The sequence below is a fragment of the Amphritea japonica ATCC BAA-1530 genome, from assembly GCF_016592435.1.
Lineage (GTDB): Bacteria > Pseudomonadota > Gammaproteobacteria > Pseudomonadales > Balneatricaceae > Amphritea > Amphritea japonica.
On record NZ_AP014545.1, the window covers coordinates 3,152,229 to 3,165,567 of the forward strand.

Annotated in this window: 15 protein-coding genes; all 15 read right to left on the reverse strand. The window is 47.7% G+C overall.

Translation table 11 applies throughout. The annotated features are described in order from the left end of the window. Nucleotides 1–102 precede the first annotated feature (102 nt). Nucleotides 103–1,518: a ribosome biogenesis GTPase Der gene (gene der / locus AMJAP_RS14570; protein WP_019622716.1), complete on the reverse strand. Its 1,416-nt coding sequence runs from the start codon at nt 1,516–1,518 to the stop codon at nt 103–105. Between the two features lie 96 nt (nt 1,519–1,614). After that, nucleotides 1,615–2,763 (reverse strand): outer membrane protein assembly factor BamB, encoded by a 1,149-nt coding sequence (gene bamB, locus AMJAP_RS14575; RefSeq protein ID WP_019622715.1) that lies wholly within the window; start codon nt 2,761–2,763, stop codon nt 1,615–1,617. Nucleotides 2,764–2,766: 3 nt separating this feature from the next. Beyond that, nucleotides 2,767–3,414, reverse strand: a complete 648-nt coding sequence (locus tag AMJAP_RS14580; RefSeq protein ID WP_019622714.1) for a YfgM family protein — start codon at nt 3,412–3,414, stop codon at nt 2,767–2,769. 47 nt (nt 3,415–3,461) lie between these two features. Beyond that, nucleotides 3,462–4,700: a histidine--tRNA ligase gene (gene hisS, locus AMJAP_RS14585; RefSeq protein ID WP_051088433.1), complete on the reverse strand. Its 1,239-nt coding sequence runs from the start codon at nt 4,698–4,700 to the stop codon at nt 3,462–3,464. A 56-nt stretch (nt 4,701–4,756) separates the two neighbouring features. Further along, entirely contained in the window at nt 4,757–5,740 is a 984-nt protein-coding gene (locus tag AMJAP_RS14590) for a RodZ domain-containing protein (protein WP_019622712.1), read from the reverse strand. Further along, nucleotides 5,737–6,498, reverse strand: coding sequence for a type IV pilus biogenesis/stability protein PilW (gene pilW, locus AMJAP_RS14595; RefSeq protein ID WP_019622711.1), 762 nt, complete (start codon nt 6,496–6,498; stop codon nt 5,737–5,739). Before pilW ends, AMJAP_RS14590 begins: the two co-directional genes overlap by 4 nt. Before the next feature lie 40 nt (nt 6,499–6,538). After that, nucleotides 6,539–7,672, reverse strand: a complete 1,134-nt coding sequence (gene rlmN, locus AMJAP_RS14600) for a dual-specificity RNA methyltransferase RlmN (RefSeq protein WP_026340220.1) — start codon at nt 7,670–7,672, stop codon at nt 6,539–6,541. A gap of 53 nt (nt 7,673–7,725) precedes the next feature. Further along, a complete protein-coding gene (ndk, locus tag AMJAP_RS14605) occupies nt 7,726–8,133 on the reverse strand; it encodes a nucleoside-diphosphate kinase (protein WP_019622709.1) in 408 nt (135 codons plus the stop codon). A 165-nt stretch (nt 8,134–8,298) separates the two neighbouring features. Then, a complete protein-coding gene (gene iscX, locus AMJAP_RS14610) occupies nt 8,299–8,493 on the reverse strand; it encodes a Fe-S cluster assembly protein IscX (protein WP_019622708.1) in 195 nt (64 codons plus the stop codon). Between the two features lie 33 nt (nt 8,494–8,526). Next, on the reverse strand, nt 8,527–8,865 hold the full coding sequence (fdx, locus tag AMJAP_RS14615) for an ISC system 2Fe-2S type ferredoxin (protein WP_019622707.1): 339 nt from the start codon (nt 8,863–8,865) through the stop codon (nt 8,527–8,529). Continuing rightward, nucleotides 8,865–10,739: a Fe-S protein assembly chaperone HscA gene (hscA, locus tag AMJAP_RS14620; protein WP_019622706.1), complete on the reverse strand. Its 1,875-nt coding sequence runs from the start codon at nt 10,737–10,739 to the stop codon at nt 8,865–8,867. Before hscA ends, fdx begins: the two co-directional genes overlap by 1 nt. 6 nt (nt 10,740–10,745) lie before the next feature. Then, nucleotides 10,746–11,285: a Fe-S protein assembly co-chaperone HscB gene (hscB, locus tag AMJAP_RS14625; protein ID WP_019622705.1), complete on the reverse strand. Its 540-nt coding sequence runs from the start codon at nt 11,283–11,285 to the stop codon at nt 10,746–10,748. A 30-nt stretch (nt 11,286–11,315) separates the two neighbouring features. Then, nucleotides 11,316–11,639 carry an iron-sulfur cluster assembly protein IscA gene (iscA, locus tag AMJAP_RS14630; protein WP_019622704.1) on the reverse strand — a complete coding sequence of 108 codons (324 nt, stop codon included), beginning with the start codon at nt 11,637–11,639 and terminating at the stop codon, nt 11,316–11,318. A 35-nt stretch (nt 11,640–11,674) separates the two neighbouring features. Continuing rightward, nucleotides 11,675–12,061 (reverse strand): Fe-S cluster assembly scaffold IscU, encoded by a 387-nt coding sequence (gene iscU / locus AMJAP_RS14635; protein ID WP_019622703.1) that lies wholly within the window; start codon nt 12,059–12,061, stop codon nt 11,675–11,677. Nucleotides 12,062–12,096: 35 nt separating this feature from the next. Further along, a complete protein-coding gene (locus tag AMJAP_RS14640) occupies nt 12,097–13,311 on the reverse strand; it encodes an IscS subfamily cysteine desulfurase (protein WP_019622702.1) in 1,215 nt (404 codons plus the stop codon). Between the last annotated feature and the right edge of the window lie 28 nt (nt 13,312–13,339).

Genomic DNA, 13,339 nt, shown 5'->3' on the forward strand with positions numbered 1-13,339 from the left:
ATGTTCTTGCTCTTTCTAGCGAGGAAACGCAGTTTCCAGTCTAGCCACTAGCAAGCGAAGCATCTGATTCAATTAACAAGCGAAGCGTCTAGCTACTGCCGTTTATCTCTTCTTACCTTTCTTCTTCTGCTTGTCATTATGAAGCTTCTGTCGCAGCTTCTTCATCTGCTGACGCTTGGACAGTTCATTCTTTTTATCTTTGAAAGGGTTTTCACTACTCTTAAACTCAAAGCGTAGCGGCGTGCCTTTAATCCCCAGCACCTTAGTGAATTTATTTTCAAGGTAACGCTTATAAGATCCTGGTAACGCATTCGTCTGATTACCATGAATTACAATAACAGGCGGATTCGAGCCACCCTGATGAGCATAGCGTAATTTAATACGGTGTCCATTAACCATGGGAGGCTGATGGTCCGCGACGATATCTTCCAGCATGCGCGTCAGTTTATTTGTTGGCCATTTCATCATAGCAAAGCCATATGCTTCATCTACCGAGCCAAACAAATTACCTACACCACTGCCATGTAAAGCAGAGATAAAGTGCATTCGAGCAAAAGAAACAAACTCAAGGCGTCGACGTAACTGCTCTCGCACGACCTCTTTTTCATCGCCGGTCATGCCATCCCATTTATTTAACGCGATGACTAGTGAGCGACCCGCATCGAGCACATAACCCAGCATGTGCAGATCCTGCTCAGACACGCCCTCTTTAGCATCTATAACCAGAACAACAACATTGGCGTCTTTAATTGCCCGAAGTGTTTTAATAATCGAAAATTTTTCAACAGCTTCGGTTACATTCTTACGTCGACGAACACCTGCAGTATCAATTAGCGTATAGGGGTCGCCGTCACGCTCAAAGGGTATGTAAATACTATCTCGAGTAGTACCCGCTTCGTCGAAGACCACAACACGGTCCTCACCCAATATACGGTTAACCAACGTAGACTTACCCACATTTGGGCGACCTACAATGGCTATTTTTTTCTGCCGCAGCCACTCTTCATCTTCTTCAGACTCTTCCCGCAGAGGAATATCCTGTAAAACGTGCTCTATTAGCTGAGTGACACCACGGCCATGAGACGCCGCTATAGGCAAAGGCTCCGACAGCCCCAAACCATAGAAGTCTGACATCGCAACATCAGGATCAAGGCCATCAGTTTTATTAACAACCATATAGCTTTCTTTTTCACAGCGACGTAAGTGATCGGCAATCATTTCGTCAGCAGGATTAAGGCCAGCACGACCATCAACCAGAAAAAGTACAATATCCGCTTCATCGATGGCCAGTAGCGACTGCTCCGCCATCTTATAATCAATACCATCCTCATCACCGGAGATCCCTCCGGTGTCTACCACCATATAATCACGCTCTCCGAGACGGCCTTCACCATACTTCCGGTCACGAGTCAGACCAGAATAGTCAGCAACAAGTGCGTCACGACTTTTTGTCAGTCTGTTAAACAGTGTCGATTTACCCACATTTGGGCGGCCGACGAGGGCTATTACCGGAAGCATATTTTAGTTACCAATTTTTCAAAAAACGTTATTACATAAAAACAAAATGGCGGCTATCTGATAATACAGGTAGCCGCCGGATTTTAAACAAGGGGATTAGTTAAGCTGTAATGCAACCAAACGACCGCTATTACCCAGTACGTACAACACATTCCCTTCGACAACCATATCACCGCGCACACCAGCAGAATCAGCCTGATAACGCGCAACAAAATGGCCATCTACCTGGGACATAAAGTGCAGATAACCCTCGTAATCTCCTACAACAACTGTATTACCCAGCACTGCCGGAGCCGAAGTCTGACGATACTCTAATGCTGACTGACGCCAAACACTGGCACTACTACGCTGATCAAACGCTTGAATAAAGCCATTCTCTTCACTGACATAGATATTACCAAAGCCAGCTGACAAGCTCTGATAGCTGGAAGCTTTCTGTGACCATAAAACCTGAGCATCTGAAGCACTGACAGCTACAAGCTTTCCCTGATAACTTACAATATAGATCACGCCGTCTATATATAACGGCCGGGCATCAATGTCGATCAATCGCTCTAGTTCAGTTTTACCTTCAGCTACCGTAATACGACGCTGCCACAATTCCAGCCCCGTATCATTTCGTACTGCAATCAGCTTGCCATTCGCGAAACCCGCAATAGTTACATTTGAAGCTACGATTGGCGCACTGGTACCGCGTAAGGTTAAACGAGGTATCTGACTATCATAGGCCCAGCGACGCTCACCTGTATTCTGATCCATTGCAACCAGCTTACCATTCTGAAGCTGAGCGACGGCCAGTTCAGTATTCATCTGTACAGGACCCAGCGTTTCACTACTCAACTGCTGACGCCACATCTCTGCACCATCAACCGCACTGAGCACGACGACTTCACCCTGCTCAGTCGTGACTGCCACATGTGCCGGACCAATGCCCACACCACCGACAATCACCGTATCGAGATCAATATTCCAAATCACCTTACCATCGACACGGTCAACGGCAAAAACCTGACCTTCAACATCGGCAGCATAGATGACGTTCTCGTTAACCGCTAAACGAAGCTGGTTAAACTTTTCGCCCAAACCTGCACCAATAGAAGTACTCCAAAGCACTTCAACATCTTTTTCTGTTTCAAAGCTCACTAGCTCAGCGGGTTCGATTTCAACCTCACCACCCCACCAACCGCAAGCTGAAAGACCGAGTACGCTGAGTGATATCAGCGCAAGACGACATAGTTGTTTCATCTATTAACTTCCTTCTGCAGCCAGACTTTCAAGCTTAATATTGAGCAGAGGGCGTGCACCTTGAGGAGCATCAGCTGCGGCTGATTGATAAGCATTACGCGCTTTATCAATCTCACCCTGCTGCAGATAAAGATCGCCTTTTAACTCTGCCAGGCTAACACTAAAACTTGGTTCTTGTAGTCCATTCAGCAAAGAAACGGCATCAGCGGCATCACCCATCGCAGCCATCACTCTCGCCTTGCGCATAGTTGCAACAGTTTTCATAACACTGTCCTGTGACTGAACCAGAATCCAGTCCAACTCATTTAATGCCGCCGCGTAATCACCCGCATCAACAGAGAGACGTGCTGCGAATAACGCACCAAAGTGAGCATAGGCAGTATCGGCATAATCTTCCTTGAGACTTTTAGCCAGATGGGTCGCCGTTGTACGCTGCACATCTGTAGACTGCGGCCCACTTGCCAGTGCAACTGCCTGCACCAGACTCTGATACACAGTTGCCGCATTCTCTGCATTGACACGCTGGTTGTTTTGCCAGCCGTTCCAGCCAAATACAATCGCCAGTGCCAGCGCAACTCCCAATAGAAGAGATCGACCGTTCTCTTTCCACCAGCCCTTTAACGCTTCAACCTGTTCTTCCTCAGTGCGCATTTCCGACACAGCCCGCTCCTAATCGTATTCGCTTATTGTTTTGCTAATTATGCCTGCTGTTGCTGCAGCAGCGTTTCACTCAGGTTATCGACCTGAATATCATAAGTTGGTTCAGAGTTATACCACAGGTTAGCAAGCAGAGAATCGTTTTCTTCGCGAACTAACACTACCCAGGGCGCACCCGTTTGCCTTGCCTTACTACTAATATTCTTAAGTCCGCTGCAGTGTACCCGAATCCGCATCTCAGGCAACTGATCACGAAGCTGATCCGCAAGCACCACCAATCGCTCTTGCAATCCTTTATGCTCTGCAGCCAGATATAGATCAAATGGTTGTTTCACCGTATCAGGCACCACCTCCAGGGTTTCCAGTAAGAGAATCAGACGTTCGACTCCCATTGCAAAACCAACCGCTGGTGTGGGCCTACCACCTAACTGTTTAACCAAACCATCATACCGACCACCGGCACACACAGTACCTTGCGCACCCAGCTTATCAGTCACCCATTCAAAGACAGTTTTGCAGTAATAATCGAGACCCCGAACCAAACGTGGATTCAACTCATACGCAATTCCAGCCTGATCCAGCATGCTACAAAGACCAGCAAAGTGCTCACGGGACTCAGCGTCCAGATAATCGACTAAAGAGGGCGCATCATTTAACAACGATTGCGTCTGCTGATCCTTACTATCCAACACTCTCAATGGATTTGTCGTTAAACGACGCTGACTATCTTCGTCCAGCTGATCTTTACGCTCCAACAGATATGCAACCAGAGCTTCCTTATATTCTGCCCGTGCCTCATTACTCCCCAGCGAATTAAGCTGGAGAGTGACCGAATCAAGAATCCCTAACTCCTTCCAGAGCCGGGCACTGAGCATGATCACTTCAGCATCGATATCAGCATTAGCCATACCGAAAGTTTCCACACCGATCTGGTGAAACTGGCGATAACGACCTTTCTGAGGTTTTTCATACCGAAACATCGGCCCCTGATACCATAACCGCTGTGCCTGATTAAAAAGCAAACCATGCTCTTCACCGGCACGCACACAACTAGCCGTACCTTCCGGACGAAGCGTCAGACTTTCACCATTTCGGTCGTCAAAGGTATACATCTCTTTTTCAACGATATCGGTAACCTCACCGATAGAGCGCTTAAATAAGTCTGTCTGCTCGACAATAGGCATTCGAATCTCTGAATACCCATAAGCCCCCAGCACTGACTTCACACTTTTTTCCAAAAACTGCCATACTGGCGTCTGGTCTGGCAGAATATCGTTCATTCCGCGGATGGCTTTAATCTTGGCCAATGTTTAATACCTGATCGACTATTTCTTTATTAACTTTGCGGCAAACTTAATCGCACCACACCTGAACGACCATTACGCTCGAAGCTCACAGCTTTGCCATCAAAAACAACTTCACCGACAGCGCTAGCCCTTCCCAGCAACACTTTCAGCGGCGTCACACCGGAGACTGTTAACTCACTACCTGCTGGCTTAACTCGCATCGCCAGCACTTCCCCCGTATGATCTTCAACACTTACCCAGCACTCATCAACAAAGGTAATTCGTAGCGTTCCTTTATCAGTAACGGCCTGCATCGCTGTATTTGCTGCTGCCACACTTTCTTCAACAGCAGGCTCCGCAACGATTTCTGTGGTCGGCTCATCCACCGAGACAGACCCCGTCACAGTCAAAGGAATCGAAAGCTCTCCTGAAGGCTGCACCTCGAGCTCACCCTCGACAAGCTGCGCGTCACTTTTGATCGTAACCGGCGGCACAACGGACGCACTACCTGACACCGCTACCGAATCTGGCGGAACTATTAAAGTAGTACCATCTGCAGATTCCACCTCTACCGACTGTGTTGTAGGCAACTGGGATATCGGCTGATCAAGTCCTTGCTGAGTCTTCCACCACCAAATGGTTGCCGCAATAACAACCAATAAAAAGAACCAGGCCGACCACTTAATCATGGGGTCACCCAAACGTGCTGAAGACTGCATTCCGGGAGCAGAACGAATATTAGGCGCTGCCCCTGAACGGCCATAAAGGGCATCAAAGCAGATAAGAAAACGCTCTTCATCTAACTTCAGTAGCTTTGTATATGAACGAATATAACCCCGTGCAAAAACCAGGCTGGGCAACTCCTCAAACGCTGCACGCTCAAGAGCATCAATATATTTATCCGACAATCTCAGCTCATGAGCCACATCATTCTGCGACAAACCCTGTCGCTCTCTTGCAGCAACCAACTCAGCGGTTGGAAATGCTAGTTCCTGTCCTTCACCTTCAGGGTTCTGTGACTGGTTATTACTCACGGAGTCGACTCCTTATACTGACGATACTCTTCTGACTCAGGAAACATACTTCTAAGAATCAAGCCATAAGTAGCAGCATTTACGCCACTATTTTGCAATCGGGATATCTGCACCCCAAGCCAAAGGCTCTGAGCACTGTGCTGAACTCGTTTATCATCTACCATGGCTCTAAACTGCTCAAAGTAATTGACTGATTCATCTAACTTATCTTTTTGCATCAACACATCTGATAATTGCAGCAACGCCAGAGGGCGATTGGGATTAAGCTTCAAACTACGCTTAAAGGCATGCTCAGCAGCATCCAGACGGTCAATCAACAGATAACAACGGCCAAGATTTTCAAAAGCCTGACTACGTTGATTATAAAAAGGGTCTTCAGTCGCACGAGCTAACTCTTTACAGGCTTGAGGATATCGTTCCAGACTGAATAGAAAAGCGCCGTAGTTGTTGTGCATCATCGCGCTATCAGGCGCTACAGAGATCGCTTGCTGAAAATAGCTTTCCGCCAGAACGGGATCGTCCTCGAGCTGGAAAACCATCGCCAGCCCGTTATAAGCCTGTGCCCCTCTGGAGTCGATTTCAATAGCCCGTTGAAAAGCTACTTTAGCATTAGCAGTATCACCACTGCTCAAGTACTGCATCCCCAAAGAGCTATAGGCTTGCGATGCTTCAGGAGCATTTTGTTCCGCCTTTGAAACCTCTTGCCCCGCACAACCCGAGAGAATCAGACTAATCAGTATTATCAGATAACCTTTCAATCTTTTTTACTCCTGGCGAGATAGCATTACATACGATCAATTAACGGGATGGTTCCTGCTGCACCCCACTCGCATCTTTTAACGGTATGTACTTTTCACTACGACGCGTCCGGTCCATCACCTGACCAACTAATTGTCCACAGGCAGCATCAACATCATCACCCCGGGTACGTCGCACTGTCGTTATAATTCCCGCTTTGACCATCACCATCTTAAAAGCCTGAATCGTATCATCAGACGGACGTTGATAGTCTGAATTCGGGAACGGGTTAAATGGTATTAGGTTTAGCTTGCAGGGTAAACGCTTTAACACCTTAACTAGCTGTTTTGCTTGACTTGGATGATCATTTACACCGGCAATCATCGTATATTCAACGGTAATTACCCGTTTATCATTCAAACTTTCCATATATCGATTACAAGCATCAACCAACTCATTGATTGGGTAACGCTTATTGATAGGTACCAATTGATCCCGCAGCTCATCATTTGGCGCATGAAGCGATATAGCCAAAGACACATCGGTATGCTCACGCAACTTATCTATCTGCGGCACCACACCAGCCGTACTCAAGGTAACTCGTCGTTTAGATAAACCGTATGCGTTGTCTTCCATCATCAACTGTATGGCATCGACCACGTTATCAAAGTTCATCAAGGGTTCGCCCATCCCCATCAGAACGACATTGGTCACCCGACGATCACCGGCAGGATCAAAAGGCCCGAATGAACGGATCGCTACCCTTACCTGACCGATAATTTCAGCAGCACTCAGATTACGGTTGAAACCTTGTTTCCCTGTAGAACAAAAACTACAGTCCAGAGAACAGCCTATCTGTGACGAGACACAGAGAGTAGCCCGACCATTATCGGGAATAAGTACAGCCTCAACGGCAGAACCGCCGTCTAGCTTGATCACCCACTTGCGGGTACCGTCTTTAGATATATTCTGTACCAGCACTTCCGGCTCACGAATTTCAGATACTTCACTGAGCTTCTGACGCAATGCTTTACTGATATTGGTCATTTCATCAAAGCTGCTGGCACCGAACTGATGAATCCATTTCAACACCTGAGTCGAACGAAAAGGTTTTTCGCCGATACTCAAAAAGAACTCTTCCAATTTCTTGGGTGAGAATCCCAGCAGGTTAATTTTTTGGGTGGATTCGGTCATAACGGCCTCAACTTTCATGGAATGACGGGCCGCCTAATAGCGGCCCGCTGAAATTACTTACCGAAGAAGTAAGCAATCTCGCGCTCTGCAGAAGTTGCAGAGTCAGAGCCGTGTACAGCGTTCGCATCGATAGACTGTGCGAAATCACGACGGATAGTACCTTCAGCTGCTTCCTGTGGGTTTGTTGCGCCCATCAGGTCACGGTTCAACGTGATTGCATTCTCACCTTCAAGAACCTGAACAACAACAGGGCCAGAAGTCATGAATTCAACCAGATCACCAAAGAAAGGGCGCTCTTTATGCTCAGCGTAGAAACCTTCAGCTTCTTCACGAGACAACTGCTTCAGCTGCATTTCAACAATTTTTAAGCCATTTGACTCAAAACGAGAAACAATTTTACCAATAACGTTTTTTGCTACGGCATCAGGCTTAATGATAGAAAAAGTACGTTCGATAGCCATGTGCTATTCATCCTCAATATAAATTTCAGGGCAATTCGAAGCCAACAGACTAAAGTCTCAGACTTCCTGGAAAAAGAAAACGCGCAATTATACGCTAAGGACCGTTCACTTAACAGCATCGATAGAAATGAAAAAACCCGCATTTGCGGGCTTTATTTGAATCATTCACTGACGTTCTTCGATCCAGGCCATCTGAATCCCTTCAAGCACTTTTTCACCACACCGATCAGGATCATCATCAAAACCTTCAAGCGCCATAACCCATTCATAAAGATCAGGAAAACTCACCGCTAGCGGATCAACATCCGGGTATTTTTCATCAAGATCAATAGCAATATCGTAAACATCTACCCACTTCATAGTGACCTCTGTTTCATCGCTTCAGAACCCAAATCAATGCCGCTCTGAAACCTGGTTGATAGTATATTTAGGTATTTCAACCACAAGATCACTCTCTGCAACCACAGCCTGACAGCTCAGGCGCGATTCAGGCTCCAATCCCCAGGCCTTATCCAACATATCGTCTTCAAGCTCATCGGATTCTTCTAATGAGTTAAACCCCTCACGCACAATCACATGACAGGTGGTACATGCGCATGATTTCTCACAGGCATGCTCAATCTCTATCCCCTCACGCAAAGCAGCATCACAGACAGTTTCACCCGCTTCGGCTTCAATCACTACACCATCCGGACAAAGCTCATCATGGGGCAGAATAATAATCTGCGGCATCAGGAATCTCCCTCAATCTCATCAATACTGTGCCCTTTAAGAGCATTCTTAATACTCAGATCCATACGCCGAGCAGCAAAGAAGTCGCTGGCCTGCGCCAACACCTTCACACCCTGCTCTATCAGCGCGGCATCTGTGCCATTACGCAGGCTCAGCAGAAGCGTCATCTGCTCCCGCAAGTGCTGCAACTCTTCCTCGGATAACAACTGCGGACCGTCAGCGATAACGGCCTGCTCAAGCGAATGAAGCAAACGATCAGCTTCTACCTGATGCTCGCGCAAATTACGCGCCGCCATATCACCTTCAGCAAAGCTATACGAAGCTTTGAGCATTTCGGCAATCTCATTATCCGCCAAACCATAGGAAGGCTTCACCTGAATTTCACTCTCAATACCGGTCGATAGCTCTTTCGCGGAGACGCTCAACAAGCCATCCGCATCCACCTGGAATGCAACCCGAATCTTAGCCGCTCCAGCCGCCATCGGTGGAATTCCTCGCAAAACGAACTGAGCAAGAGAGCGACAATCATCAACCAACTCGCGCTCACCCTGCACCACATGGACCATCATTGCGGTCTGTCCATCCTGGTAGGTAGTAAACTCCTGAGCCCTGGCAACCGGAATCGACGTATTCCGGTGGATAACTTTTTCAGCTAACCCGCCCATGGTTTCAAGCCCTAAAGACAACGGCAGCACATCCAGCAGCAACATCTCACTGTCGGGCTTATTTCCTGCCAGCACATCCGCCTGAATTGCTGCACCGACCGCCACTACGCGATCCGGATCAATATCAATATGGGGCTGACGACCAAAAAACTGCTCGACACAGTCACGGATAACCGGCATCCGGGTACTTCCACCCACCATCACAACTTCGAGCACTTCATCCGCACTGACAGCGGCATCTTTCAACGCTCTACGGCAGGCCCGGGTGGTTTTATTAACTAATGACTCAACCAACCCATCAAATAACTCCCGGGTCACCTCTAAAGAGACCTTTTGACCTGCATGCTCCAGGTCCACAGTCACTACAGAGCTCTCGGTCAATCTCTCTTTAGTCCAACGCGCTTTCTCAGTCAGATAACGGGACTCTCCCGCGATTACTTCAACACCGCCTAACTGTTGCAGAAACCATTGCGCCAGAGCCAAATCAAAGTCATCTCCCCCTAGAGCACTATCACCGCCGGTCGCCAGCACCTCAAATACGCCTTTATTGAGACGCAGGATAGAGATATCAAAAGTACCCCCGCCCAGATCATAAACAGCGATAACACCTTCCGCCCCCTGATCTAAACCATAGGCAACAGCTGCGGCCGTGGGCTCATTCAAAAGCCTCAGCACTTTAATTCCAGCTAGCTGAGCAGCATCCTTAGTCGCCTGACGCTGCGCATCATCGAAATAGGCCGGCACAGTAATTACCGCACCTTCCAAATCCCCTTCCAGGGACGCTCGGGCGCGCGCTTTAAGCGTTTTAAGAATTTCTGCAGAGATCTCTACCGGGCTCTTATCGCCTGCAACTGTCTGGAGATAGGGCATACCACCATCAGTATCAGCAAAACGATAAACCGCTTCGCCTTTCAGCCCTTTCAGGTCGACAGCTCCACGCCCCATCAAACGCTTTACCGACAGGATGGTATTAAAAGGATCAACTGAAGCTTGCGCTAAAGCCGCTTGCCCAACAACCACACCCTGATCGGTATAACGCACAACAGAGGGCAGCAGGTGACTCCCTCCCTCATCCGGTAAGGTCGTCGCCTCACCGCTGCGAACCGTTGCAATAAGTGAGTTAGTCGTTCCTAAATCAATGCCAACCGCCAGCTTGCGCTGATGTGGCTCAGGACTCTGTCCCGGTTCTGCAATCTGCAATAACGCCATATTTATTTATTCATCGAAAAGTTGATCTTCCAGAGCCTCTATTTCGCGGCCCAGTTTATCAATAAACTGCATTTTTCTAACGCACACCGCGGCAGCTTCCAGAGAGGTCGGTGTTGACTGACGATAGAAACTATCAAACTGACCACGTAAAACTTCCATTTCACTATCAACCGTTGCCTGAAGAGCCAGTAACTCAGCTTCAGGCTCAGACGCATCGCGAACTGACTCAAGCCCTTCCCTAAGCTCCATCTGCTGCATAAGAAACATAGGCTCAAGATGAACCTGAGATTCAGAAAAGGTATCGATACCTTCCAGCTTCAGCAGGTATTGAGCACGGGTGAGAGGTTTTTTGAGAGTCATCACCGCTTCATTAAGATAAGCAGTATATTGTACCGATAGCCTGCGTTCCCGATCAGACAGATGCGAGAAGCGATCGGGGTGCAGTGTTTTCTGCAACTCCCGGCTTCGCTCAGACAGTGACTGCAGGTCTAATTGATAAGTCACCGGCAGAGCTAAAAATTCAAAATAGTTCTGGGTAATATCCATTATATAACCAGCAGATAAAGAGAATAGGCGTCAAATGTTAAAGCTTTCGCCGCAACCGCACTCGTTTTTTACATTAGGGTTATTAAACTTAAACCCTTCATTAAGCCCCTCTTTGACAAAGTCCAGCTCTGTACCGTCTAAATAGAGCAGACTTTTGGGGTCTATAATGATCTTAACACCTTCAGTCTCAAACACCTCATCTTCATCCTGAGTGTCATCAACAAACTCCAGCACATAAGCCATGCCAGAGCAGCCCGAAGTACGCACACCCAAGCGTATACCCAGCCCATGCCCTCTGGACTGTAAGTACTTACCAACATGCTGAGACGCAGCAGGTGTCATTGTAATAGCCATGAATCCGCTTACTCCGTGAGCCCTGGGCCCTGTTATTACTTCTTAGTCTGTTTCTCTTTATAGTCAGCTACAGCTGCTTTAATCGCATCCTCTGCCAGAACCGAGCAGTGAATTTTAACCGGCGGCAACGCCAGCTCTTCTGCGATTTTAGTATTCTTCAGGTCCTGCGCTTCATCAAGGCTCATACCTTTAACCCACTCAGTCACCAGTGAGCTTGATGCTATTGCAGAACCACATCCATAGGTCTTGAACTTGGCATCTTCAATGATACCCTCATCGCTGACTTTAATCTGCAGACGCATAACATCGCCGCAGGCTGGCGCTCCCACCATACCTGTGCCAACGTTCTCGTCTGAATCATTCATTTTGCCGACATTACGAGGATTCTCGTAATGATCGATAACCTGTTCACTATAAGCCATAACGACCTCCTAAAGCGGTTTCACCCAATACAAATTTAGTGGTGAACCCATTCAACTTTGCTTAAATCCACACCGTCTTTATACATATCCCACAACGGAGAAAGTTCGCGGAGCTTACTAACAGCCGTGCGGATCTCAGCAACAGCTTCATCAATATCATTTTCAGTCGTAAAACGACCAATAGAGAAGCGAATAGAACTATGCGCCATCTCATCACTTAAACCTAATGCTCGCAGCACATAGGAAGGCTCAAGACTGGCTGACGTACAGGCAGAACCCGAAGATACTGCCAGATCTTTCAAAGACATCAGCAGCGACTCACCTTCAACGTAATTAAAGCTCACATTCATATTACCGATATAGCGCTGCCCTTCTGAACCGTTCAGAAAGATCTCCTCCATATCAGCAAGGCCATCCCAAAAACGTTTACGCAAGGTAGTGATTCGCTCATGCTCCACATGCATTTCAGCTTTAGCCAATGCTGCAGCCTCACCCATTCCAACGATCTGGTGAGTGGCTAATGTACCGGAACGCATACCACGCTCGTGACCACCACCGTGCATCTGCGCTTCCAGGCGTACCCGCGGCTTACGACGGACATACAGCGCCCCCATACCTTTCGGGCCATACATTTTATGTGCAGAAAGAGAAAGAAGATCAACTTTCATTGCCGCAATATCAATCTCGACTTTGCCAGCACTCTGTGCGGCATCAACATGAAACAATACACCGTTAGCCCGGGTAATCTCACCGATAGCCGCAATATCATTGATCACACCAATTTCATTATTCACGTGCATCACTGACACAAGAATAGTGTCATCACGTAATGAATCGGCAATAGCCTGAGGCTGAATAATGCCGTCCTTATCCGGATCAAGGTAAGTCACCTCAAATCCTTCACGCTCAAGCTGCCGACAGGTATCCAGTACCGCCTTGTGCTCAATTTTGGACGTGATAATGTGCTTACCCTTCTTCTGATAGAAGTGCGCCACACCTTTAATAGCAAGGTTATCGGACTCTGTTGCACCGGAGGTCCAGACAATTTCGCGCGGATCTGCGTTAAGCAGGTCAGCAACCTGGCGACGGGCTATTTCTACAGCCTCTTCAGCTTTCCAGCCATACAGGTGTGAACGAGACGCCGGGTTACCGAAATTACCGTCCATTGTGAGGCACTCAATCATCTTTTCCGCAACCCGAGGATCAACCGGGGTAGTTGCAGAATAATCAAAGTAGATTGGTAATTTCATTATCTATACTTCTCCAAATACCTGAATC